Consider the following 23,895-nt stretch of genomic DNA (forward strand, 5'->3'; position numbering starts at 1 on the left):
TGGAATGCCACACGCTAGGTATGTTCATCGGAAATGGCGGCGCTACGTCCCGCGTCAGAGTCATGCGAATGAAACGAGACTTCACGCTTCTATTCGTTCCACGCAACGTCGCATGACTCAAGGTGAGCCGCGTCGGGCCATGACGCTATTCGTCGCTCCCCTCATCCTCATCATCTGGTTCATCCATCAAGCGCATCGCCTGTGCGACCTCGAATGCACGCCTCCGATCGGTCTCCCTTTGGCGGACCACCCAGCGCTTAACGTTGATGTGGTACGTCTCGATCTCATACCACGGAACCTTCCCGCCGGCAGCCGAGCGCATCGTAACGCGCACAGGAAAGCGTCGATCGCTGTCGGCTGGCAAGAACAGGACGCAGCGCGCTTCCGTCGCCACGATCGTTTGCTCCGCTGCGTACTCGGTCGCAAAAGCCGGAATGGCCTGTTTCTCGGTGGACTTCCGTTGTCGGCCTCTGCTGAGCTGCTTTGTCGCGAGGGTAGCTGGCTGGCCTGGCCGCCCGTCAGGATACAGGAAGGGGATGCTTTTCAGGGGGACCGTGATGCGCGTGTCTAGCGGCCTAAACACTGTCTGGAGCAGCGCTGCAATATGGGTCCGCGAAGCGGGTGGGAACGCTAGCGGCATGACGTTTTGAGTCATCGGCAGAGTCTTCCTTGTCACAGAACGTATTGGGGGAGCATTCACATCTGTCCGCGGGAGGTGAGGACATGCCTTGATATCGGCAGTGGCAAGCCAGGATAAAGGGTGCTTGAGACTTGTGCGCCGCAAGCGCACGCGGCATGGACCGCGAATGCGCGCGATCCGGGGCCATGAGAGGGTTTGAAGAGACGCCGGAGCGAAGGAATATGGTCGTTGATTCGATACGTTTTCTGTGAAAGGAAACATTCGATTCGCCCCAAAATCACCATAGCTGGGCAATTTGCTAGCGATCAGAAAAATGTACAAGGCGAGGGACGATGATTCAACTAAGGGTTCCGCATACGAACATGCCCTCGAAAAGCTGATAGCTGCCGCGGGCTGATCCACGAGCTAACGGTAGTAACGTGCGAGCTCCACGATTTCGTTGGGACATGGGTCGCACCCTGAACCCCTTCGAGTAAGAATACGATCCCGTTATGGTGTCGGTTGCATACGAACTTCATATAACTGAACCCAGGAACATATGCTGAATTCTGTCATCAAGGCGTGCGGTATCCAGTCGATATCTGAGGCGGAGGCCGCGATCGAGGCTGGCGTCAACACGATCGGTCTCCTGATGGGCATCACCCATGTGGCCGAGGATAAGATCACGGTGGAGCGAGGCAAATTGATCGTTCAGGCGGTCCCCGAAGGAATTCGGACCGTTATGGTGACGCATCTACTCGATGTCGAGGAGATTGCGTCGATCGCCGAATTCACGGGTGTGTCGGCGATCCAGATCCACGACGATCTGCCGGTGGAGGGGCTGCTCGAGCTGCGCAAGCGCCTCCGCGGCCGCGAGTTAATTAAGGCCGTTCACGTGATGAGTGAGACTGCAGTGGTCGATGCGAAGGCACTGGCCGACTACGCGGACGCGCTGATCCTGGATTCCCGGACAAAGGACCGCCTGGGTGGAACGGGGCTTACGCATGACTGGAATGTGAGTCGGCGGATCGTCGAATCGGTTGGAGTCCCGGTCATTCTCGCGGGTGGGTTGAATCCGGAGAATGTCGAAAGCGCTATAAAGTTGGTCAAGCCTGCCGGCATCGACGCAAATTCCGGTCTGGAGCATCTGGACGGCAGCAAGTCGTCCAAGAAAATCCGCCAGTTCGCGGTGGCCGGTCATGCTCTTCTAGAAAGTTAGCGGGCGATTCCATGATAAAGACGGGACTTGTCATAGGCTCCGCACACCTCGACATCCTTGCGCGGCCGGCTACCGAGTCGGAGCACAAGGACCGCATCGGGTCAGTCACGATCGAGGCGGGTGGCACAGCCTGCAACCTCGCCTTCAACTTGCGCCGGCTCGGGCGGCCCGTGCGGCTCTTGACGGCGTGGGGTGCTTCGCCAATCGAGCGCCTGATGGGCGGGCATATCCAGGACAAAGGCGTCGACCTGATTGCCGACGAGATCGATGGCATGCCGCTCGCCGCCTTCGTCGCGCAACTGACGGTGCAGGGCGACATGCACACGGCTGTCTCGGCCACGCCCGTCGACACGCACACGTTCCATGAGGCGCGGATCCGCGAGGCCATGAACGGCATCGGGTATGTGATCGTCGAAGCGAACCTCAACACGCAGTCCTTGCGCTCAATCATTACCGTCGCCAAGGAAGCTGGCATCCCGGTCTTCGCGCTCGCGGTTTCGCAGGACAAGGTCGAGCGCCTGGCGCACGTCCTCCCGAACGTGACGGCTGCCTTCATGAACGGCGCCGAGGCCGAGCGCCTCATGGAGGTCATGCAGGCCATCGACCCTGCCGACCTGGCCACGATCACCGGCTCGACGCTCGTCGTCACGCGCGGCGAGCGCGGCGCCGTTGTCTATCAGCCGGACGAAACCCGCCTGAAGATCTCCGCGCCGCCGCTCGAGCACATCGACACCTTGCTTGGGGTCGGTGACGCTTTCTCGATCGGGATCATCGACGGTGTGGTGCAGGACGGAATGTCCTACGAGGCGGCCGCGCACCGGGCCCACGAGCTCATCCGTGAGATCGCGCGGCAGACAGCCTGCAACGCGTTCTCCATGAACGCCCTCAACAACATCGTCAGTGCGCTCTACGAGACCGCTCGCAACGACCAGCTCACGCGGTTGATGCGCCGATCAGCGTTCGAGATCGAGTACACCCGGTTCGAGAAGGGCTGGGGCCACACGCTGATCATGGTCGACTGCGACCACTTCAAGCGGGTCAACGACCAGCTTGGGCATCACACTGGCGACCTGGTGCTGCAGGGGGTGGCGGCCGTCCTCGAGAACAGCGTGCGCGCGTCAGACATGCCGTGCCGCTGGGGTGGGGACGAATTCGTGATCCTGCTGCCGCACACCAGCGCGGAAGACTCGGTACGGGTTGTGGAGCGTATCCGCATACTCGCGCGTGAGGCGGAACTTTACGGGGTGACGCTATCTATGGGTATCGCGACCAGTCGGCCCGGCGAGACACTCGGGCTTTTGATGCAACGTGCCGATGCTGCGATGTATCGGGCCAAGCAGGCCGGGCGCGATTCCTTCCACATCGCTGAGGAGGTCGAGGCGATTTGAGGCCGCCAGCGGCGGCCGCGGCCGTCAGGCTGCGATTGCCACGCGAGGCTTCTTCGTGGCCAGACGCCCCTCGGCAAACTCGCGCTGCAGGTCAGCCGCCGGCAGCGCCGAGCTGATCAACCAGCCCTGAATGAGATTGCAGCCGAGCTTGACGAGCGTTTCCTTCTGCTCCTGCGTCTCGACGCCTTCCGCGATGATGTCCATGCCCAGCTGACGCGCGAGCTCTGCGATCGCCTTGATGATTTCCAGATCGTTGCGCGAGGAGGGCAGCTTCGACACGAACTGCCGATCCATCTTAATGGCCGAGAACGGCAGGTTTTGCAGGTAGGTCAGGCTCGAGAAACCTGTCCCGAAGTCGTCGATCATTATCCGGACGCCGCGGTCACGCAACTCCTTGAAGGTCTGGTCGGCCGCGTAGCTGTCGTGCACGAGGCTGAGGCTCTCGGTCACCTCAAGCACCAGGCGAGACGGCGTCAGGCCGCTGACGATCAGCGCCTCGTCGAGATAGGTGAGGAATTCTTCGCGATTGAACTGCAGAGGCGACACGTTCACCGACAGGTAGGGGATGAACAGGCCTTCCCGCTCCCACGCGACCATCTGCTCGCAGCCCTTCAGGAGAATCCAGCGACCCAGTGCGTGGATGCAGCCGGTGCGCTCGGCGGCCGGGATAAACACGACCGGCGAGATGCTGCCGCGCTTCGGATGGGTCCACCGAGCGAGTGCTTCGACGCCCACGACGGTATGCGAGTTGATTTCGCAGATCGGCTGATAGTGGATGGAGAAGTGGCCTTCGTACAGGCCCGTCAGAAGCTCGTGCTGGAGTTCCGGCCAGGGCGAATCGATATGGGGTGCTAGTCGGCCTGGGCCGCTACGCCCTGGCGCAACTCTTTGCAGATAGTCTCGCGCGAAACTGATGACTTCCCAGCAAGTTCCGTCACGCGGCTCCGCATACGAGACGGCGTACTTGATCACATATTCCAGCAGGGTCTCGATCAGTTCGGTGCTGCCGCGGGTATCCTGGTCTACGGAGAGGGAAGGCGTCACAGTAGTTGGCTCTCAATGTAGGTGGGATCGTGAAGGCCTCCGACGTGCGGAGGTGTGCCGTCCACCATGATTACAGAATCGAGCCTGTCAACCGTTTGAATATCGAAGGAGTTGCCCCTTCGATCGTAAATGCCAGCAGAGAGCGGGAAGGAGGCCGTCGCGGGCCGATTTGAGGCCGGGAGTCCAGCCACGCTTCGTGGTCTCGGCGCGTGCCGTCAGCCGTTGCTCCCGGATCTGACGGGGCGTCAGCACGTAGACGAACTGCCATCGCTCGATGTCGTTCAGCAGAGCCAGGTGCTCAACGTGGGCCGGGAAGCCGTCGATCACGACCTTCTCGAGACTGCGAGCGTAGTCGAGGATCTCGGTCGCGGCACGAGGATCGAGCGCCTCTCCGGGAACGTGGCGGGCCATCACCTGAAGCAGGCGCACGGGTATGTCAGCCGGGCGAGCCCCGCGGCGGGCGAGACGGCCAATCAGGCCGATGCTCAGGTGGACATACCCCTGCGCAGCTAGATTGCGACCGATGGTGCTCTTGCCACAACCATGCGGGCCCAGCAGGAAGACATGGGAGCCGACAATGATGTTCATGGCAGGCGAGTCGCTCAGGCTTCGGCCGGCGGGGCGCCGAACAGAAAGTTCGGTTGTGGCCGGGCGCTGCGCACCTCGGCCGTGTGCGAGACGTAGAAGTCCGAGCGGTCCTGTTCGACGAGTTGGATGATCTCCTGGATTAACGCGATGCGCCGCTCCAGATTGGCTTTCACGTCGACGGTGGGGATGCCTCGGGCCTTGCCCGGCACCGCGCGCGGAAGTTCCTTGCGAAGCGTGCGAACTGCGTCACGCAGGCAGTCTGTCACGTCGCCGAGATTCGCGTAGACACTTTCCCAGTTGCGACTCATTTTTGCCTCTGCTGGTTGGGTTGCGGGATGATCTTCGAACAGATAGCAGCAGCGCTCGCTCCGTTCTTGATGACGCACTGGATCTCGGATGTCACTCGGGGCACGCCGGCCTGTACAGCGGCCGTCTGGAACACGGCACGGTGTTGCCACGATAGCAATGTCCACCAGATCAGGACAGCCACGGTCGCGACTCGGCGCGACCATGGCGAGAAGAGACCCAGGAAGAGCATGCCGAGACTGGTGATCAGTTAGCGATCTGCTCGACCATGCCTTCGATGCGGCCGAACGATTCGAGAGCGCCATACATGTACTCGCCCTTGATCGCACCCATGTTGATGAGCGTGCCCTTCACGGTGGCCTTACCCGAGTGCTTGCCCAGCACGATCAGCGTTTCACATTCGATGTTGATCGAGACGTCTGCGTCGACGTCGATGACGACCGTGCCGGCCGACTTGATCAGCGATTCCGGGCTGTGCATCGTGCCCTTGAAGAGCGCGCCCGCGCGGGTCTTGATGGTCCCTTCGAGCTCGAAGTCGCCCGAGAACGTCGAACGGATGTTGTGCTTTTCGTGGTCGAGGTAGAAAACGCCGTCATTGTCGCGGCCGAAGTTGTTGATCAGGCGATCGAACATCGTGCGCAGGTTCGGCAGCGGGGTACGCGAGCGGGGCGAGCGGGCCGGAGCCTGATGCTGTTCGGCGTGTTGCTGTTCCGCCGGGCGGAACTTGTCGAGATACGAAACGGCGGCGCCGGTATCGAGGTCGTCTTGCTGCTGTGCTGCGTTCTGCATGGAATGCTCCTGGTCTTCAGTAGGCGACGTAGTTGCCGCGGGAGGTGGAGAAGCCGCCGCCGTGCTGTTGGACGGAAAGCAGCGTCGAACCGTCGGGCAGGGACTGTCCGACAGAAACCTGTTTCATCTGGCCGTGATCCATCACGACCAGTGCGTCACCGTTCTTCGTGATGACATTGAACTTGGGCATGGCAGGGCTAATGGCCGAAGCGCTCTCCTGCTGCGGTTGTTGGCTGCCATCGCCCTGCTGCAGCGTTGCAACCGACGGGGCCTGCGTCGGGACCGGCATAAGCTGAACGTCGACCGTGTCACGGCTCTGCGGTTGCGGCTGCTGAACCGGTTGAGGCTGCGGTGCTGGGTGATTGACCACGCGCGGCGTGACTGGCTCGCGAGCGGGGTGAACGACCAGAACGCGAGGTCCGCTCTCTTTCTTCGGGGCGACATGTGCCGGTTCGGACTCTGCCGGCGCAACCACGGGCGCGGGCGTCGCGCCGAGCAGTGTCACTGCATCACCGCTGCCCTCCTCATCGCCCTGATCATCGGGGGAGGTGAAGGTCGGCCGATGGATTGTCAGGCGGATCGGCCCCTTCTGGCCGTCGTCACCATAGGCTGGCATGTTCATGGGGAACGGTCCGCCGCCCGGCAGCGGTATCCAGCCCTTGGCGGCATCATGGACGATGTGAGCGTCATCTCGTGCCTGGGGCGAGTTGTCGCCGGCCCCGGGTGTCGTGAAGGTACTCGGCGTGATACTCGGGTAGTACGGAATTGCCGAGTACGCGTTTCGCTGGCCATGCAGCGCCTGATCGACGGGATCGTCTGCCTTGCGCCAAGGCGTAAGGAAGTGCGGGATGCCGAAGTGGACGGATTGAAAGACCGTTTGCACGTCGACATGCACGAATCGGGTAACGCCTATCAGCGCCATGAATCCGAGAAAGGCGATCAGAGCACCTCGGCCGACGGCCTTCGCGACGGCCGCCACGCTGGTACGCATGCGGCCCGGCACCTTGCCTTGAGTCGCGACACGTGAGCGAGATGCTGCCGGTCGAGCGGAAGTACCTTTATGCGTAATTGGCGAAGATACAGTCGAGAAGTTCAGCGGCGGGACATACCACGTCGCCTGACGCGAAATCAGCCACTGATTGATGCGATAACGAAGCCGTTCCGAAATCGGCAGGCTCGGCATCTCGTCCGGGTGTTTCGGGTAGACGAGGGCATATTTCCCGTCCTTGAACGTCAGGAAGGGCTTGCCGGGTGCCAGGTGGCGAACGACGAACGGGCCCGTCTTGACCACCGTGATGTTGGGCCGTGGTTTCGCTACGCCGTGTGGATGGATCGCGTCACTCATGATGAGTGCGACAATACGTGAGAAGCCTCCGCGCGTGGCGCTCGAATACCTATGGAATTAAGGAGCCTTTCCCAGAAATGGAAAACCGCGCGCCATCGCGATTGGATCGTTGAAGAGACGGGCCCATGCGTGCGCGAGCGAGACCTCGATATCCATGGTTCCGCTGCGATCCCACCATCCGTTTCCGAGCAACAGCATCGGTGTTCTGTAGTGCAGATGATAGAGGGGCAGAGAAGCGACGGCCTCGAAGCACACGAGCAGCGAATAGCGGTCGTCGCCGATCTTCGCGGTGTGCCCGATCGCGCTCCAGTGCGGCTTGAGTCCATCCTCGATCATGGGAATCGGCTGGATGGCCGGATAGAAGACCCGGTCCGGCAAGACCCATACGCCCTTCTGCAGATGCTCGGCCCAAGGCACCTTTCCTGATCCTCCCGCGATCAACCGGGAGGCCGGCGGCAAGTGGAGCGCGTTGCCCTGCCCGGGCGAGACCGGACCCAGCACGTTCTCCGGCAACATGATGGTCGGCGCCGGCTCGCCGGACGCGTGCGACATCTCTGCAGCGCCCCGCACGAGCGGCCCGTACAGCAGCGCGGCACGGATCGACCCGCCGAAGTCCACGGGCGGCTTGTCGACCGGCAGGCTCAGAGCCACCACGCGAGACGGCTTGGGCGGCACGAAAACGGCGTGCAGGTTCAGGAGCGCGGCGCAGAGCGCCGGGACTACGAGCGGCCCCCACGACGCGCGCTTGACCGCCTCAAGCACGCCCCCCGCGGTCAAGATCGTGAACAGCACACCCAGCACGCCAGTCGATGGGAACCACCAGCCGGCCGCAGCGGCGGGCGGCAGAGGAGCGATCAAGGCTAGGGGTGGCAGCGACACCGGGATGAAGACCCATGCCGCACGCTCGGCCGGCGTAGCGCGGCGGCTGAAGGCTGGCACCGTGCAGAGCGTCGAGAGCAGGGTGAGCGCGAACCAGATCGTCAGGGCCATCGGGAGGCCGGCGCCCACGTCCACGGCGCCGATCGCCACGCTGCTGAGTGCCCCAAGGAACCATCCGAGCAGGTAAAGAAAGGAAGTTTTGCCGAGCTCGCGCAGACACCACAGAGCAGTGGGCAGCACGATATAGCCCGCGGCCGCAAACGGTGGACGGGCGCACAGTACGCCACAGGAGAACAGGCAGGCAAAGAGGAGGATCGGGTGAACGACCCGGAAGCGAGATTCGTGAGCCATGCCGGGAGAGTAGAGAGCGGCGCGTTTCCGTCCGAGGCAAATGACCTGGCCCCATGCGGCTACATTCGTTTCCTCTCGCATTCATCAATATGCGTTCGCCGCCGAGTATTGAGCATCGAGAATGGAAAAAGCTCATTGCGACAATAGCGTGCAGCGACGGCAGCGTCAGGCTCGAACGTGGTAGCGGCACATACGCCGCGCACGTCGCTTGGCATTCGTTTCGACGCACGCTCCTCGCCCGGCTACAGTGCTGACATCATCCTCATTAAGAGCAAAGCCCTCGTGAGTCTTGAGTCCAATGTAAAAGAGATGGTGGTCGCCTTGGGCTTCCGCCACAAAAATAAGCCAGTCGAACTGCGTGCGCTCGGTAACGCTATCGACACAACGCGCCGCCGCGCTACCTTTCGTTTCGCGGTGCGCTGGGCAAAGGCGCCGTCGGCCACGCTGATCGACGACATGCGGGTTGGTATGAGCCCGCTGCGCCCCACCACGCAGGCCTACGCCAGCGACGTGGACTTCATCGACATCCGGCTCGAACTGGTGTCGAACCCGGTTCTTCAGCCTGCCGGCGTTGCCGAATAAAGATGCAGACGGCGTGATATTCCATTCGGCTTGTTTAGCGGTCAGCGCGAAGCTATCGGGACTTCCAACAGAGTGAGGTCAGTATGAGCGCCGATAACATCGTGCCCGGCAGTATCAGCAAGATTGTGTCCGCCGGGCTCGGCGGTCAAGACAACGCAGGCGACGCGGCTCTCGAGCCGAAGACCGCCGCAGAGCTCGAAGCGGAAGCGGCTCTCCGCGATCTCGACGCGGCCGTCGAGATGTCGACAGGCGAGAGCAGCCCGAGCGGCCGCACGAAGGCGCCGGCTCCCGCTCCCGCCGAAGACGAGGATCCGGAAGCGACGCGCGCACGCCTGATGAAGAAGGCGGCCAACCAACGCGAGAAGGGCCGCAAGGCGCTCACGACCGCAGAAGCCGGTATCGTGATGGCCGCGCAACAGATTGTCGTGAAGGATCGCGTCGTCGGCTCGGCGCTGGAGCGCTACCTTGGAGCGATCGACTACTGCGCGCACAACCTGCAGCGCTACGGCGAGATGGTGCTCGGCAAGAAGTACCAGGAAGTCGAAGAGCAGTTGCGCACGATGATCGAGGAGTTCCACGCCGACGCCGAGAAGGAACTCGGCCGCGTTGCGATGCTCGTGACAGAAGGCAAGGTCCAGGTCGAGGCCGAAGGCATGCCGTGGATCAAGCCGGAAGTCCTGTCGCCGGCCGTCGACATGAAGGCGCTGTTCCGCTCGCGCCTCGGCATCAAGATGTTGAAGGGCGTGATGAAGTACGACCAGTCGCTGGAGCAGATGGCTGGCCTCGAGTGGAACGAGCTCATCAGCGACGGCGAAACCGGCAAGCGCCAACTGCTCGCCAAGCAGGCTCTCGGCAAGGTCTACGGTTTCGCGTCGCACGTGAACCAGTCGCTGCGTCGCCGCGCGGGCGAGAATGAAAAGCCGGCGCCTGCGAAAAAGACCAAAGTCGCGAACGCTGACGAAGCCGTGGCGGCATGAACGACACGATTGCGCGAATCCTCGCGCCCCTGAACGACGAGCAGATGGCCGTAGCCAACTGCCAAGGCAACTGCCTCGTCATCGCGGGCCCGGGGTCTGGGAAGACCAACACCATCTCGCGCAAGATCGCGGCGACCTTGCAGAATCGCTCCGAACGCATCGCCGCGGTCACATTCACGCGAGAAGCGGCCCTCGAACTTCGAGCCCGTACCATCGCGCTCGCTGGCAAAGAAGCCTCCTCCCGGCTCCTTGTCGGCACCTTCCACTCGGTCATGAACCTCATGTCGTTCCCGGATCTGGCAACCGACAACGGGCGGGAGGTGGTTTTCGGTCGCGACATTATCGCCGGCCGGCCGTGGCCGTTCGGCAAGACCAAGTGGAAGATCGTCAAGGAAGGGCTGCGCCGCAGCTTCATCCTGCGCGCGCTGGCCGAACTCGCGATCGAAGACATCACGCTCGAAGACGCCAGCCGAATCATCGAGCACGTGAAGTCCGGCCGGCCGGCGACGGAAGTGCGCCACGAGCAGATGAGCCAGATATACACGGACATCATGAACCGGCAGAAGGTCATCGACTTCCAGGACATCCTCCTGAAGACGAACGCCGGTCTCGAGTCCGGCGCCGTGCCGCCGCTCAACATCACCCGACTCTTCATTGACGAGTACCAGGACACCGATAAGCCGCAGTTCGACATGGCTGCCTCGCACCATCGCGCAAATGTCATTTTGACGGGCGTGGGCGACGATGACCAGTCGATCTATGGCTTCCGGAACGCGCTCGGCTACGAGGGCATGCTGATGTTCGAGCGCAGCTTCAACGCCGAGCGCCTGATGCTGGGCAACAACTACCGGAGCCACGCCGAGATTGTCAGCTCGGCCACGAAGGTCATCAACCACAACCTCGACCGCGTTGACAAGACCCTCGTCGCCATGAAGGGTCCAGGCGGCAAGACCGCGTGGAAGACCTTCAAGACGCGCGAGGAAGAGGCCCACGCGGCCGCGCTTTACGCCGCTGAGGCGCTCCGGGTCGGCAGCGATGTGGCCATCTTCGCGCGAAACAACCGTCGTCTGGACGAAGTCGAGGCCCGGCTCCAGTCGCTGGGCATTCCGTACCGCCGCCCGCCGGGCGAGTCGATCCTGAACAGCGTCGAGGTGATGATCTTCTGCGCCGCGGTCCAAGCCGTCGTGAAGCCGGAGAAGAAGGCCATTGACCAGCTGCTGTCCTGGTGCCGCGTTGACGAACAGAGCATCGTCAAACTCGAGAAGCTCTTCCGCGGCGCGTTCCTGCTCGGCCAGTCGGAGGAGTTCGCCCGGGCGAAGATCGAGGATTCGGTCAAGGAAAAGTGGCGTGAGTTCGTCAAGCTCTTCACCGGCTGGCAGTCGTCGCTGGCGGCCGGCGCCGACACGCTGCTCGTCTACGGCATCTGTGAGTGGCTGTCCACCTATGCGCCGGACAAGCGCAGCGAAAACGTCCTTCAGATCGCGCGAGACATGTTCATGCCGCGCCGGGCCGACCCGGAGCGGGGCATCATGGCCCAGACCGTTCAAGACCGCCTGACGGCGATCAAGATGGCCCAGAGCAAGCGCGAGGAGAAGAAGCCCGAAGGCGCAGACGCTCCGAGGGTCGTCGAACTGATGACGGCTCACGGTTCGAAGGGTCTCGAGTTCAGCTATGTCTGGGTCGTCGGCGCCGAAGACGAGGTGTTCCCATCGAAAGACGGCACGCTGGAAGAGGAGCGCCGCCTGATGTTCGTGGCGATGACGCGCGCGCGCAAGGACCTGATGCTGTCCACTGGTGGAGGGAAGCCCCCCAGCATGTTCCTCAAGGAAAGCGGAATCGAGCGGATCGTGGATCCCGAGGAAGCGAACGCGAACCTCGTGGACGCCTGACTAGGCGGGAATTCATCAAGCTGGATCACCAACAAGGAGGGGAAGATGGTCGAATTGACCGAGAAGCAGGTGCAGGCCTTGGAAATCACTCAGGCCGCACTCGTCCAGATTCGGATCCTGGCGAGACAACCCGTCACCCCGAAAACCATGGCCGCAATCCATGACCTGGCTGACGCGCTGCACAACGTCCCTCACGGGGTGACGAGGCGTGCGGAGAACTCGAACCTCGCGAATATGTTCGATGAGGAACTGGATCAGGACGTCGCTACCGCAGTTGGCGTGTTCAGGCGTGAAGGGTTTCCGATGTTTGCTTTCCCGCCAGACATTCCGTCCCGCGATGAGGATAGAAGTGCCTATGTGGCATCGGGAGCCCGGTTCTGGATCCCGCCTGGAATTGCGGACCAGTATGCGACAGCTGTCGGCATTGGATCGCGCCGGGGTAAGCAAGTGGGATCATCCTTGGCGCTGTTCTTCAGGCGCATCTTCGGGTAACGAAAACGCGAGTCCGATGGAAACCTGCATTTCCACTACGGCCTAGATACTGGCGACGTGCCATCGGCGGCGGCAATCTCGGCGGAACGCTGCTCCGGCTATACGGTACAATGTTGCTCAAAGGATCGGCAAGCCTTTTTCTGTCCCGTCTCGGGTGCGAATCACCATCGTCGCACCGTTGCTCTGTTCGCAGTGCAAGTAGTCGTACACGGCTAGTGCACGTCTGATGACTTCACCCATGCTATCGGCATGAATACGGTCACGAAGCTTTTCGAGTTGCTCTTTGACCTCCGGGTGCATATCCAGATTGAGTCGGGTCTTCGGCCGCTTTCTGGGGGGGCGCATTCTATTTCCTTCAGCAAGTACGGATGGCGAGCCAGTGTCGAATCAGCTAATCTGGAGCTCTTCGGCCAGTTCCGCCATCGTCTTGGGCACGACACCCATGGCGTGCTGCTTGATGGCGACGAGCGCCAGGTGGAGGGGCTGGAGCATGGCCTCGCGCTGCTCGTAGGTGATCTTCCTGTTGTACTCAGACATGTATAACTGGGCGATGGCCAGATCGGCCCGCTGCAACTCGCGGTAGAGCGTCGACAGCATCGGCATGACGAGGATCAGATCGAACCGCGTCTTACGGGCGATGGCCTCGTTCAACTCGCCCTCGTAGGCCTCGGCGTCCACCTGAAGGCCCAGCGCCGCATACTTGAGATCCTTTACCAGCCCGGGCAGGGCTTTGGCCGTTGCCTCTCGCGTCTTCAGGCCGCGGCTGCGGATGAACAGTCGCTCGGAGACGAAGTAGAACTCGCGATCCACCCAGCGGCGAATGAGCAGGGAGCGGACGCGCATCTCGGTGCGCGACGCGATGTTCGTGCGGATCGCCTCGATGCGTTCGAGGTTCTTGGGGATCGTGATGGGCACATCGGCCCAGGAATCCTCCAGTTGGGACTGATCGGCGGTATTCAAGGCTAGTCGTCCGTTTAGTGAGCTTGCTGCACGCGGCGCGCGCCCAAAGTGTCTTTCCGGATTTTCCCCGCGAGGATTTAGCAGGTCGGGACGAATGCTTGGGTTATCTGGCAAATTTTCGCAATTTGTAGTTTCAGGGAAGTTCAACTATTATCGACACACGCCGAGTTGTCGGCATTGATTTCCTATCGCGCCAGATTTTTGGCCGCCCAAGCAATCCGAGCACTGGTTCGCTTCCGCAATAACGCGCCCGCCCGGGTGTCGTGATTTCCCATTTCCGTAATCGACCTGAGCGTCCGTCAAAGACCTCTGCGGCTGTGTCATGCGCGTTCGTGCGCCTGCCTCATCCGGAGTGGTTTTCAAACGCGCCTTGGGCGCATCATTTACGGAGTTTTATCACGAATGCAAATGACAGCATTATCGCCGGCACGTTACCCCCGCAAACCATCTCGATCGAGCAGCTTGAGAGAAAGTACGCGAAGGGCGACGAGAAGACGATCGCGGACGTTCGCGCCCGGGTGGCTCATGCGCTCGCGCAGGCTGAACAGCCCGACGTTCGTGCCGAGTGGGAAACCGGCTTCCTGCAGGCGCTCAACGATGGTTTCGTCCCGGCCGGTCGCATCAATTCCGCCGCTGGTACCGACATCAAGGCCACGCTCATCAACTGCTTCGTGCAGCCGGTGGGGGATGCGGTAAACGAAACGGCTAACGGGAAAGTGAGTATCTACACGGCTCTCGCTGAAGCGGCGGAAACAATGCGTCGCGGTGGCGGGGTCGGCTACGACTTCTCGCAGATCCGGCCGAAGAGCGCGTGGGTCAAGGGTACGCATTCGCGTGCCTCGGGGCCTGTATCCTTCATGGATGTGTTCGATGCCTCGTGCACGACGGTGGAATCGGCCGGTGCTCGCCGTGGCGCCCAGATGGGTGTGCTGCGCTGCGATCATCCGGACATCGAGACCTTCATCAACGCGAAGCGTACGGTAGGGAAGTTGAATAACTTCAACATCTCGGTCGGCGTCACGGATGCTTTCATGCAAGCCGTGGTCGCAGATCAGGAAGTGGAGCTCGCGCACGTCGCAGCCCCGCATCCGGATCTCGAAGGCACATACCAGCGAGAAGACGGGAAGTATGTCTATCGCAAGGTGCGCGCCCGTGATCTGTGGGAACAGATCATGAAGTCGACCTACGATCACGCGGAGCCGGGCGTGCTCTTCATCGATCGCATGAACGAGGAAAACAACCTCTACTACTGCGAAAAGATCGAAGCGACGAACCCCTGTGCCGAACAGCCGTTGCCGGATTACGGCTGCTGCTGCCTCGGTTCGGTGAACCTGACGAAGTTCGTGTTGAACCCGTTCAAGCAGAACGCCGTGTTTGACTACGAAGGCTTTGCGGCGGTCGTCAAGACCGGTATTCGTATTCTCGACAACGTGCTGGATGTGTCGTACTGGCCGCTCGAGAAGCAACGGTCGGAAGCACAGGCCAAGCGTCGTATCGGTCTGGGCTTTCTCGGTCTGGGCGATGCGCTCGTGATGCTGCGTGTGAAGTACAACGCGGAGGACGCTCGCCTGATTGCGGCTCGTATCTCGGAAGTGATGCGTGACGCGGCTTACGAAGCGTCGATCGAACTCGCCAAGGAAAAAGGTGCTTTCCCGTTGCTGGATGCGGGAAAGTATCTCCAAAGCGGCTTCGCTAGCCGTCTGCCGGAACACATCAAGGCTGGTATTCGTGAGCATGGCATTCGCAACTCGCACCTGCTGTCGATCGCACCCACGGGCACGATCACGCTGGTGTTTGCCGACAACGCATCGAACGGTATCGAACCGGCCTTTGGCTGGGGCTATAACCGCAAGGTGCGTCAGGACGATGGCTCGACGAAGTGGCAAGTGGTTTATGACCATGCGCTGCGCGTGTATCACGAGCAATTGGGCCTGGGTCAGGTGCTGGTGAAGGAGGACGGTTCGATCGAGTTCAATGGTCTGCCGGACTACTTTGTCCACGCACGTGACATTTCGGCAACCGAGCACATGCAAATGCTCGAAGCCGTGCAGCCGTTCATCGACACGTCGATCAGCAAGACGGTGAACGTCGCCGAAGACTATCCGTACGAGGAATTCAAAAACCTCTATCTGGATGGCTGGAAGGCGGGGCTCAAGGGGCTGGCAACGTATCGTCCGAACGACACGCTGGGCTCCGTCCTCTCGGACGCGCCTGCCGTGGCACCGGGTGCTGCAGGGCCAGTTGTGGTCTTCGACGATGATCCGCTCGTGAAACGTCTTTCGGCTCGCCCGGATGGCGATCTCGAGTCGCTCACGCGAAAGACCATCTACTGGAATTCGGTAGGCAAGCAGACCGCCTATCTCTCGATCAGTTTCGCAACCGTCAAGGGCATCTTCGGCGGCCAGGAAGTGGAAATCGAGCGTCCGGTGGAGTTTTTCGTACCGGCTGGTCAGCTCACGGAAGGTCAGCAGTGGATCACGGCAACGATGCGTTCGCTGTCCATGGTTGCACGTGAAGGCGGTTCGATCGGCAAGCTGCTCGCGAATCTGCGACAAACGGTTTGGGACAAGGGCCCTGTTCGTTGTGGTCACATCGTGCGTGAGGACGGGGTGGAGATCCCGCGCTATCACGACTCGGAAGTAGCGGCCATCACGTACGCGCTGCAGAGCATCCTCGCGAAACGCGGGTTCCTGGATGCCGATGGCAATCAGGTGCCTGTTCGTGTGCTGGCGCAAGCCTACGCACGTCGCATCGGTGCGGTTTCGGAGTTCGTGGAAACGAACGAAGAACCGGTCGAGAAGAGCAAACCCTTCTACGGCGTTGGTCTTGGCAAGAAGTGCCCCACCTGTGGTGCGCACGAAATGCACAAGATCGACGGCTGTCTGAAGTGCCTGAACTGCGGCGATGTCGGTAGTTGCGGTTGAAGGCTTCCCCGTGCGATTGAAGGATCGTGCGGGGAATCTTCATAGTAACCATTACGTGGAAATGTACCTGGGAAGGGCCGAAAGGTCCTTTCCTTCTTCAATTTTGGTTTGCAAGAACCGATAGCTATACGTAGAATGGGCTTCGCCGCGTTGGCGGCAGCATGTGCAGACTCACGGCGCCCCAGCAATTTCTGCAATCCTTTGGGTTGCAAAAGTGGCTGAACCAGTGCCCTCCCAGTTTTACGCGCCTTCCTGGCACGACTGGAAAATCATCAACCGCAATCTGAATCCGCATCTCTCGCCCCGTCGCCGTTGCCCGCGACTTCGGTCCGGATATCCGCCCGGTACGCCAGAGACTGGACGCGCGTGATCCTCATCACGCCGGCCACAACGTCAATCGCGACCAGGGAAGACTCTCCCGAGTCTTCCCACCCCCCTCAGCAATCCAACGGAGTCCTTCCTCGACAGCTCGTCCGGAAAGGACAGGGCGCTTGTCGCGTCCAGTTCCGCTCTCCAGGTTTTTACGCGCCGATACGGCAAAGGAGAGTTAATCATGAACGTGAAATCGATCTACGCCACTCCGTCGAACCTCGACCGTGCCATCGCCGCATTCGGCTCTGCTGTGCGTGAGTTCAGCAGCGGTATGTGGATTCCCTTCGCAGCCTTCTGGCTCATGGGGATCGTCGTTCTGTTCTTCGGTATCGCTCAGGAAACGCAGGGTTGGGCAGAGCTCTTCCAGATTGGCGGCCAAGCTGCTCTGGATGGCTACTTTGCGACGGTTCACGCCGCGCATCTGACCATCCTGCAGATGATGTCCGACGCTCTGTTGGGACACTCGATCTTGATCGGTGGTGTCCTGCAAGGGTGGGGGATCATCATCGCATTCGGGATCGTGCCGCTGGCATTCATCTTGAGCCTGGCAGGCGCGACGATCTCGGCCTACCTCAAGTCGGGCTGGGGCTACCGTCGTCGTTAATCGCAACCAGGAAATCCGCTCTTCCTCAGGGCAGGCGGATTTTCACCTCACACGGGTCTCTGCTGCGGATGTCGCATCCGTACCAGGCACGCTGTGCCAAGAACGAATCTCCGGTTTTACGCGCCGCTACGGCAACAGGAGATCACCATGAACCAGCAACAGCCGCAACAGCAGCAACAGAAAAATCGCAAGTCGAAGTGGATTCATCCTTCGCTGGGTATTCTGAATCTGCCCATCGTAGCGATCGTTATCTCGGTCGGTTTGCTTCGGTTCGCGTTCCGCGGAGTTGTGGCTATCAACCGCACTGTGTACCAGATCGCGAGCCGCGCTGAAAAGTGGGCTCGTACGTAATCGTCACCAGCAACCTGTGTAGCGGCAGCATCCTTCGGGATGTTGCTCGCTGCACCGCACCCCCACCACCCAGCCTGCCCGCTCAGCGGCAGCGCTTCGTAAGACTCTGCCCTCTCGCGCACGGACAGGTTCCCTTGTCCTTGCCCCTCTGGGCTCCGATTTTTCCAGCCGTTCACCGGCATCACGTCAGGTGGTTCAAAAGACTGGAGCAACTTAAATCGGGAGAAGTCTATGAGCCAGGAACATCAGCTCAAGGAAGAAATCCGAGAGTCAGTGGACGAGGGGCTGATCGTGTTCGTGCGCTTTCTGGCGGACGTGGTCCTCATCTCTGCGCTGTCTCTCGTCATCGGTGCATCTGCCTTGCTCCTCAACGGCGTTTTCGCCGGAGTGGAGCGAGTAACCCATGATCCGTTTCAGGGCTACGTCCTGTTTGCGTTTCATGCGCTAATGCTCGCCCTGCACCTTTCCGCTGCCGGCTGGATTGGCATTCGCGGCCTGAAAAGGTTCGTGAAGCGGTTTGGTTGATAGGCCCACAACTCTGAAGGAGGAACAGCATGAGCACGTACACGAAAGCGTTTGTCGGTGAACTGATCGACTTTGCGCACGAGTTGTCCGAGCCGCTCAAGCCCGTTGCCCGCTGCATCATGGGCATGCTGGGGCTGGGGTCGCAGCCGCATCTCGCGGACTAGGCCCCTGCATTCAACCGTCACGGTTTCCTTGACGTGACGCTGTGTGGACCTGCCTTCGGGCGGGTCCATCTCACAGCGGGTCATGTCGAAACACACACGCGCACTGCCATGTCTCCCGCATGGCAGTGCCAACGGCACTCCGGTTTTTCACGCCAGCAATGGCACTAACTGGAGATCAATCATGAGCATCATGTCTTTCCCGGATCGCGGTCCGTGGGGCAACGCAAAGTGGCGCGGCAATTGCAGCGGTCACATCTACCGGCAACTGTTCGAGCAGATCCTCGGTCGTATCGATCGCCCGGTGTTCATCGACCCCATGATGGGTTCGGGCACCAGCATCGAAGTCGCCAAGGAGATGGGTATCACAGCCTACGGCCTCGACCTGCATCAGGACTTCAACATCCTGCGCGACTCGATTGTCGAAGCGACGGGCGAGCAGGGCAACCTGGTGCTGTCGCATCCGCCGTATCACGGGATGATTCGTTACTCGGGCGAGGTTTGGGGCAGAGAAGCCCATCCCGACGATCTGTCGCGCTGCGTGGACGACGAGGACTTCCATCAGAAGATGCACCTCGCCATGCTCAACCAGCGGGAGGCGACCCTGCCGGGTGGCTACTACGGCTGCATCATCGGTGACTGGCGCCGCAACGGGGTGTACACCTCGTACCAGGCCGAGATCATCGCGCGGCTGCCGGCGCAGGAGCTGGCTGGCGTGCTCATCAAGGCGCAGCACAACGCGATGAGCAACTTTCAGTCGTACGGGAAGATGGACCTGCCGTTCATCATGCACGAGTACATCGTGTTGTTTCGTCGCAAGACGGGCGCGATCCTCGCGGTCCTGAGCGCCATGGCATGCCAGGCGCAAAAGAGACTTCAGGGAACGTGGCGCAACATCGTGCGCTCGGTGCTGATGCAGCTCGGCGGCAAGGCCCCGCTGGCGAAGATCTACGAGGCCGTCTCGGCGTCGACGGATCGAGTCAACACCAACAGCAGCTGGCGCGAGAAGATCCGCCAGACCCTGCAAATCTATCCGGACTTCATGTCGGAAGAGCGGGGCGTCTGGGGTCTCGCGTAATCGAAATTGGTACGGCGGGCAATGTGCCCGTCGTCTCCTCGTCTCTCTCGAAATCGCATGAGCACGCTGCGGCTGTACGGCAATGCCACACGCATTGCCGTGCGCGCTGCGCACGCCTTCCTTCAATCGCCAGCACTGGCATGAGGATCGAAAAGGCATTTCGCCATCGATAACCCGAACGGACGTAAGTCCAGGAAGGCAGAAACCATGAAACCGACGAAATCGATTCTGTCCGAGCGCACGACCACCAATTTCGGTGGCCCGCGCGTATCCGGAAAGATCCGCTGCGGCACCAAGGTCTTGACCCGTACCGCGCAGGAAAACGCAATTGCAGTACAGATCTACCAGGACGGCATTGCTCAGCAGCGCCGCGCCTCCATGATCGAGAAGGACATCACCGCCAGGACCGGCATCAAAAATCCGATGTATCCGGTCAACACGCAGGCGTTTCACCTCTCGGTGGACGACTTCGTGATGTCGGTACTTCCGAAGACGATCCTGGATCTGTACGGTGAAGACGTGGACGGCAAGCGCGAGCTCCGCCGATTCCCTGTGTTCTTCCACAGCAACGAGCTGTTCGACTTCTTCCCGCACCGCTTCGAGAGTCACAAAGGCGAGGACCGTTACCACTCCGCTTTCAACGAGCGCGGTGAGCGAGTTTGCGAGTGCCTGCCGGGACTCGATGCGAAGAAGGTGGTCGAGCAGCGCAAGGCTGGCGTCAAGCGTCTTCCCCCGCGTGACTGGGAGGTTCGAAGCTTGTGCGAGCCGCGGGTGTGCAAGCAATTTCAGTCCGGTCTCTGCCAGTTTCGGGGCCAATTGAAGTTTTACATCCCCGGCGTTGTCGGCCTTGGCATCGTTGAAATGGAAACCAGCTCGGAGTACGCCGCGGAAAACATCTGGTCGACCCTTGATCAGATCCGCAGCACGCTGGGGCACATACCGACCTTCAATCCGAAGGAGCCTGGCAAGCCCGTCTTCTTGATCACCAAGGTTCAGGAGGAGCGCACCTACTTCGACAGCGACGGCAAGCGCAAGACCGGCCTCCAGTGGGTGCCGCGGATTGTGCCTGCCATCGACATCGCTTCGATGCTGCAAATCGGGCGCAACCCGGTTGAGCATGTCGCCCCTGTGGCGTGGCTTACCCAAGCACCGGTCGAGCACGCCGAGGCTGAGGCCGCTTCGGTACACGCGGCGGAAGTGATCGACGCCGAGCTGGTGGCGAGCAACGGTGAGCGTGCAACGCAGCTTCGCGCTGCGCTTGAAGAGGTCTTCCGCTCGGGAGGCTGCGACAAGGCACTCTCTCTTCGTTACCTCGATCACAAGTACGGCTCTGGCTGGGATAAGCAGGAAGAACTGCTCGCGAAGGCGGTGGAGGGCATCAACCAGTTGACCCGTTACGGGGAAAACGCGGACGTGTACCTCGAGTCTCGCCTGCTGGCCGTGGACTACCGGATTCCTCCGGATCTGTTCGCGCAGTACGCCAGCCATGTCGTCGGCAACTGGGAACGCAATTTCCCAAAGATGCGCGATCTCATTTCGCACATCAAGCAACTCTTCGCCAACGGTGAGCAAGCCGGCATCGCTGCCATGGAAACCGCGTGCGGTGCCATGCAGCAGGCTGCGACCTGTTAAGCGAATACGGCTCATGCCGTGGGCAACCCCCCCCCAAGGGGAGGCTTCCCGATGTCCCTGAACCAGAGGCATCGGGAAGTTCTTGTACTCCTTTCATACCGCCACGTTGTGGCAGAAGGAGTAACCCATGAACCAGGAACAGGGGAGGAGGATCAAGGTCGCGCATTTCAGCGATCTGCATTTCTCGATCGGGAATTTGCTCGAGGCGGGCCGCTGCTTTGGCCATGCTGTGAGCACCGCGATCAGCGAAGGGGTCGACGTCGCCATCATCTCGGGTGATCTGACGGACCACAAGCAGGACGCGCACTCGGCCGCGCTTCATCGGCTGATGCAGGAAATCAGGCGCCTGGCGGATCACTGCCCGGTCCTGATCCTGCAAGGCACGTTCCTGCACGACTACCCCGGATGCTGGCCATCTACCGCTTTGCGGGTGGCAGGCACCCCGTGGAGACTGTCGACAGGATCGGACAGGTGGCCTTGATGGGCACGCAGTGGCGTTACATGTCGCCGGGGGATTCCCTAGACGACGTGCGACTGCTGGTGTCGTGCGTACCGACGGTCAACAAGTCGGATCTGGTCTCGTCGGTGGGTGCGGAGCACGTGGCGCAAGCCATGGGCGATGTGCTCGCTGGGCTGATGCAAGGGGTCTTTGCTGCGCAAAACCTTGCAGCACGCGCCGCCGGCGTGCCGACCGTCACGGTCGGCCACGGCACGGTGAGTGGGTCGTTGACCGAGCATGGGGTTCCCATGGCTGGCAAGGATCACGAATTCTCACCGGGCGGCCTGTACGCAGCGCAGTCGACTGCCACGATGCTGGGTCACATCCACCGGCATCAGTCGTGGGAACGCGAAATCGAAGGCTTCGTCCAGCGTGTGGCATACCCGGGTTCGATCGGGCGCTTCCACTACGGCGAAGAAGGGAAGAAGGGCTTTCTTGTCTGGAGCATCGGGCCGCGTGACTGCGACTTCGCGTTCCACGAGACGCCGGCACGCGTGATGGTCGACTTGCTGTTCGACGGCGTGCCCGACATGGCCTGGCTCGAAGAGCAGGCCGCCGCATGTGTCGGGTCGTTCGTTCGTGTTCGCTACTCCGTCGATGCCGAACTGGCGGCCACGGTGGACAAGCAGGCGATCGAACAGATGTTGGCGCAGGCGGCCGAGGTTCGCATCGAACCGAAGTTGCTTGCCTTTCAGCGTCAGCGTTGCAGCGGGATTTCGACGCTGCCGACGTTGGCGGAGAAGGTAGGAAAGTGGTGCGAATCGACAGAGAACGATGCGTCGGTTGTCGTGCCGAGAGTGCGTTTGCTCGCGACGGGCGACGTCAGATCAATCGCAACAAACCTTATCAAGGAGTTTTTTCATGAAGCAGAAAGTCTTTCTCATAAGCATCGTGATGATGCTGGCCATGCCGTGGACCTCTTCGCATGCGCAGAGCTTGGATTCGATCATCCAGCCGGTCAAGCACTTGCTCAATAGCGCGTCTCCGCAGGTGTCGCGCTTCGTTCGTACGTCGTACGAGGGGGATGGCAGCCAAGGCGTCTCGGAAGAGCACGCCTTCGAGCCGGGCGCCACGTGGGACTGCGGTTTTTCTCCGGAGGGCGGCGCGAATCCCCGCGTGATCCATGCGATCAACGAGGTTCGTGCGCGTGCCGGTGACGATGCCACCATCCTGGTCGCGGCCTACGAGCTCACCTCGCTCGACATCGCTCGCGCACTCATCGCGGCGCACGAGCGTGGCGTGAAGGTGGCTGTGGTCGCGGATACCACGGAAAATCAGAAGTCGGCCTCCAAGGTCCGAATGCTGATGGAAAGTGGTATCCCGGTGAAGTTCGACAACCGCCTGAAGATGCTCCACGACAAGTTCATGGTGCTCGACGGGACGGCGGTCGAAACGGGTAGCCTCAACTATACGAAGGCGGCTGCGTCGAACGAGCATGCGGAGAACGCATGCGTGTTCCGACATTCGCCGCGTATGGCTGCAAGCTTCACCGGGGCATGGCAGCGCCTCTGGCGCGAGTCGGACCCTGCTTCGTGATCGAAACGTCAACGTGACATCGAACCAACACCCCCTCGGGGGTGTTGGCCGATCTCTCGGCTTGCTCGTCGTTTTGGGCCTCTGCTAAAGTCCTTTCAGCCGTCAAATCGGCATTTTCTGAAAGCATCAATCCAAGCAAGCGTGTTGTGAATCGCCTCGTGTTTCGCTAAGGCGTTTGCCTAAGCTGAGCGCACTGCGCTGACTCCTTTTCAACGCCTCAATTGGCAAAAGGAGCTCATCATGAACACGATCATCAATCGCAAGAACCGTTCGAAGACTTTCCTGATCGTCTCGATCGCCGCCATCTCGTTCGTTAGCGCCAGCGGATGCCTCAGCGAGAGCGCCTCCGCGCAACAAGCGGATCAGCGAACTTTGAACGGAGTAACCGGCACTGTCGTACGAGTTCGCCTCGCACCGGCTCCTACTCCGCTGCAAGCGAAGGGCGTGCTGCGTGGACCTGTACAGGACCTCGTCGAGGTCGGAGTGCAGGTCGCGGACGGTGAGGTGTACGTCGCCATGGCATATCGCGCACATCAACCCCGACTTGGGGCATCAGTAATGCTTGTCTCCGCGGGCAACGGTCTTCGTATCGCGGAATGACGTGTTCCGCCACTCGCCGAGTGTCGGACCGTGCTTCGTGATCGAAACGTCAACGTGACATCGAACGAACCAGCGCCCCTTTGGGGGTGTTGGTCGATCTTTCGACTTGCTCGACGTTCGGGGCCTCTGGTAAAGTCCATTCAGCCGTTAAATCGGCATTTTCGGTAAGCATCAAATGCAGGCAA

At 60.9% G+C, this 23,895-nt stretch carries 26 protein-coding genes; 17 read left to right on the top strand and 9 right to left on the bottom strand.

Annotated elements, in window-relative coordinates; translation table 11 throughout:
• Positions 1-145: 145 nt before the first annotated feature.
• Positions 146-655: a hypothetical protein gene (locus tag P3T23_RS39275; RefSeq protein WP_429321437.1), complete on the bottom strand. Its 510-nt coding sequence runs from the start codon at positions 653-655 to the stop codon at positions 146-148.
• Between the two features lie 523 nt (positions 656-1,178).
• On the opposite strand from P3T23_RS39275, the gene P3T23_RS39280 reads away from it, so the two are divergent.
• Together P3T23_RS39280 and P3T23_RS39285 are read left to right on the top strand one after the other, a co-directional pair.
• Entirely contained in the window at positions 1,179-1,838 is a 660-nt protein-coding gene (locus P3T23_RS39280) for a phosphoribosylanthranilate isomerase (RefSeq protein ID WP_429321438.1), read from the top strand.
• Between the two features lie 11 nt (positions 1,839-1,849).
• Entirely contained in the window at positions 1,850-3,226 is a 1,377-nt protein-coding gene (locus P3T23_RS39285) for a PfkB family carbohydrate kinase (protein ID WP_429321439.1), read from the top strand.
• Positions 3,227-3,250: 24 nt separating this feature from the next.
• Here the strand turns inward: P3T23_RS39285 and P3T23_RS39290 are convergent, their stop codons facing one another.
• The 6 genes from P3T23_RS39290 to P3T23_RS39315 form a co-directional block, all read right to left on the bottom strand.
• Complete coding sequence (locus P3T23_RS39290; RefSeq protein ID WP_429321440.1) at positions 3,251-4,270, bottom strand: putative bifunctional diguanylate cyclase/phosphodiesterase; 1,020 nt, start codon at positions 4,268-4,270, stop codon at positions 3,251-3,253.
• A gap of 87 nt (positions 4,271-4,357) precedes the next feature.
• Entirely contained in the window at positions 4,358-4,858 is a 501-nt protein-coding gene (locus P3T23_RS39295; RefSeq protein WP_429321441.1) for an AAA family ATPase, read from the bottom strand.
• A gap of 14 nt (positions 4,859-4,872) precedes the next feature.
• Positions 4,873-5,166 carry a hypothetical protein gene (locus tag P3T23_RS39300; protein ID WP_429321442.1) on the bottom strand — a complete coding sequence of 98 codons (294 nt, stop codon included), beginning with the start codon at positions 5,164-5,166 and terminating at the stop codon, positions 4,873-4,875.
• A gap of 244 nt (positions 5,167-5,410) precedes the next feature.
• Complete coding sequence (locus P3T23_RS39305) at positions 5,411-5,953, bottom strand: polymer-forming cytoskeletal protein (protein ID WP_429321443.1); 543 nt, start codon at positions 5,951-5,953, stop codon at positions 5,411-5,413.
• Positions 5,954-5,969: 16 nt separating this feature from the next.
• Positions 5,970-7,298, bottom strand: coding sequence for a hypothetical protein (locus tag P3T23_RS39310; RefSeq protein WP_429321444.1), 1,329 nt, complete (start codon positions 7,296-7,298; stop codon positions 5,970-5,972).
• Positions 7,299-7,355: 57 nt separating this feature from the next.
• Positions 7,356-8,528, bottom strand: coding sequence for a hypothetical protein (locus P3T23_RS39315; RefSeq protein WP_429321445.1), 1,173 nt, complete (start codon positions 8,526-8,528; stop codon positions 7,356-7,358).
• A gap of 177 nt (positions 8,529-8,705) precedes the next feature.
• On the opposite strand from P3T23_RS39315, the gene P3T23_RS39320 reads away from it, so the two are divergent.
• The 4 genes from P3T23_RS39320 to P3T23_RS39335 all read left to right on the top strand — a co-directional run bounded on the left by P3T23_RS39320 (position 8,706) and on the right by P3T23_RS39335 (position 12,468).
• Positions 8,706-9,110 (top strand): hypothetical protein, encoded by a 405-nt coding sequence (locus tag P3T23_RS39320; RefSeq protein WP_429321446.1) that lies wholly within the window; start codon positions 8,706-8,708, stop codon positions 9,108-9,110.
• Positions 9,111-9,193: 83 nt separating this feature from the next.
• Positions 9,194-10,087: a hypothetical protein gene (locus P3T23_RS39325; protein WP_429321447.1), complete on the top strand. Its 894-nt coding sequence runs from the start codon at positions 9,194-9,196 to the stop codon at positions 10,085-10,087.
• Positions 10,084-11,976, top strand: coding sequence for an ATP-dependent helicase (locus P3T23_RS39330; protein WP_429321448.1), 1,893 nt, complete (start codon positions 10,084-10,086; stop codon positions 11,974-11,976). Before P3T23_RS39325 ends, P3T23_RS39330 begins: the two co-directional genes overlap by 4 nt.
• A 45-nt stretch (positions 11,977-12,021) precedes the next feature.
• Complete coding sequence (locus P3T23_RS39335; protein WP_429321449.1) at positions 12,022-12,468, top strand: hypothetical protein; 447 nt, start codon at positions 12,022-12,024, stop codon at positions 12,466-12,468.
• A 117-nt stretch (positions 12,469-12,585) separates the two neighbouring features.
• Here P3T23_RS39335 and P3T23_RS39340 read toward each other — a convergent pair whose 3' ends face one another.
• Both P3T23_RS39340 and P3T23_RS39345 read right to left on the bottom strand, forming a co-directional pair.
• Positions 12,586-12,813, bottom strand: a complete 228-nt coding sequence (locus P3T23_RS39340; protein WP_429321450.1) for a ribbon-helix-helix protein, CopG family — start codon at positions 12,811-12,813, stop codon at positions 12,586-12,588.
• Between the two features lie 42 nt (positions 12,814-12,855).
• Positions 12,856-13,428, bottom strand: coding sequence for a hypothetical protein (locus P3T23_RS39345; RefSeq protein WP_429321480.1), 573 nt, complete (start codon positions 13,426-13,428; stop codon positions 12,856-12,858).
• Between the two features lie 395 nt (positions 13,429-13,823).
• On the opposite strand from P3T23_RS39345, the gene P3T23_RS39350 reads away from it, so the two are divergent.
• The 11 genes from P3T23_RS39350 to P3T23_RS39400 all read left to right on the top strand — a co-directional run bounded on the left by P3T23_RS39350 (position 13,824) and on the right by P3T23_RS39400 (position 23,710).
• Positions 13,824-16,352, top strand: coding sequence for an adenosylcobalamin-dependent ribonucleoside-diphosphate reductase (locus P3T23_RS39350; RefSeq protein ID WP_429321479.1), 2,529 nt, complete (start codon positions 13,824-13,826; stop codon positions 16,350-16,352).
• Positions 16,353-16,905: 553 nt separating this feature from the next.
• The gene (locus P3T23_RS39355; RefSeq protein WP_429321451.1) at positions 16,906-17,328 is read left to right on the top strand and encodes a hypothetical protein; all 423 of its coding nucleotides are present in this window, start codon (positions 16,906-16,908) and stop codon (positions 17,326-17,328) included.
• 147 nt (positions 17,329-17,475) lie between these two features.
• Positions 17,476-17,679 (top strand): hypothetical protein, encoded by a 204-nt coding sequence (locus P3T23_RS39360; protein WP_429321452.1) that lies wholly within the window; start codon positions 17,476-17,478, stop codon positions 17,677-17,679.
• Between the two features lie 231 nt (positions 17,680-17,910).
• On the top strand, positions 17,911-18,204 hold the full coding sequence (locus P3T23_RS39365; RefSeq protein WP_429321453.1) for a hypothetical protein: 294 nt from the start codon (positions 17,911-17,913) through the stop codon (positions 18,202-18,204).
• A 29-nt stretch (positions 18,205-18,233) separates the two neighbouring features.
• Entirely contained in the window at positions 18,234-18,368 is a 135-nt protein-coding gene (locus P3T23_RS39370) for a hypothetical protein (RefSeq protein WP_429321454.1), read from the top strand.
• A 181-nt stretch (positions 18,369-18,549) separates the two neighbouring features.
• Entirely contained in the window at positions 18,550-19,443 is an 894-nt protein-coding gene (locus P3T23_RS39375; protein ID WP_429321455.1) for a hypothetical protein, read from the top strand.
• Positions 19,444-19,650: 207 nt separating this feature from the next.
• Positions 19,651-21,075 (top strand): hypothetical protein, encoded by a 1,425-nt coding sequence (locus P3T23_RS39380; protein ID WP_429321456.1) that lies wholly within the window; start codon positions 19,651-19,653, stop codon positions 21,073-21,075.
• Positions 21,076-21,202: 127 nt separating this feature from the next.
• The gene (locus tag P3T23_RS39385) at positions 21,203-21,556 is read left to right on the top strand and encodes a metallophosphoesterase (protein WP_429321457.1); all 354 of its coding nucleotides are present in this window, start codon (positions 21,203-21,205) and stop codon (positions 21,554-21,556) included.
• Positions 21,556-22,551: a metallophosphoesterase family protein gene (locus P3T23_RS39390; RefSeq protein WP_429321458.1), complete on the top strand. Its 996-nt coding sequence runs from the start codon at positions 21,556-21,558 to the stop codon at positions 22,549-22,551. Before P3T23_RS39385 ends, P3T23_RS39390 begins: the two co-directional genes overlap by 1 nt.
• Positions 22,469-23,110, top strand: a complete 642-nt coding sequence (locus P3T23_RS39395; RefSeq protein ID WP_429321459.1) for a phospholipase D family protein — start codon at positions 22,469-22,471, stop codon at positions 23,108-23,110. The genes P3T23_RS39390 and P3T23_RS39395 overlap by 83 nt, the downstream gene beginning before the upstream one ends.
• 240 nt (positions 23,111-23,350) lie before the next feature.
• Positions 23,351-23,710 carry a hypothetical protein gene (locus P3T23_RS39400; protein WP_429321460.1) on the top strand — a complete coding sequence of 120 codons (360 nt, stop codon included), beginning with the start codon at positions 23,351-23,353 and terminating at the stop codon, positions 23,708-23,710.
• Positions 23,711-23,895 lie beyond the last annotated feature (185 nt).

Source organism: Paraburkholderia sp. GAS448, assembly GCF_050435685.1.
In the GTDB taxonomy this organism is placed as follows: domain Bacteria; phylum Pseudomonadota; class Gammaproteobacteria; order Burkholderiales; family Burkholderiaceae; genus Paraburkholderia.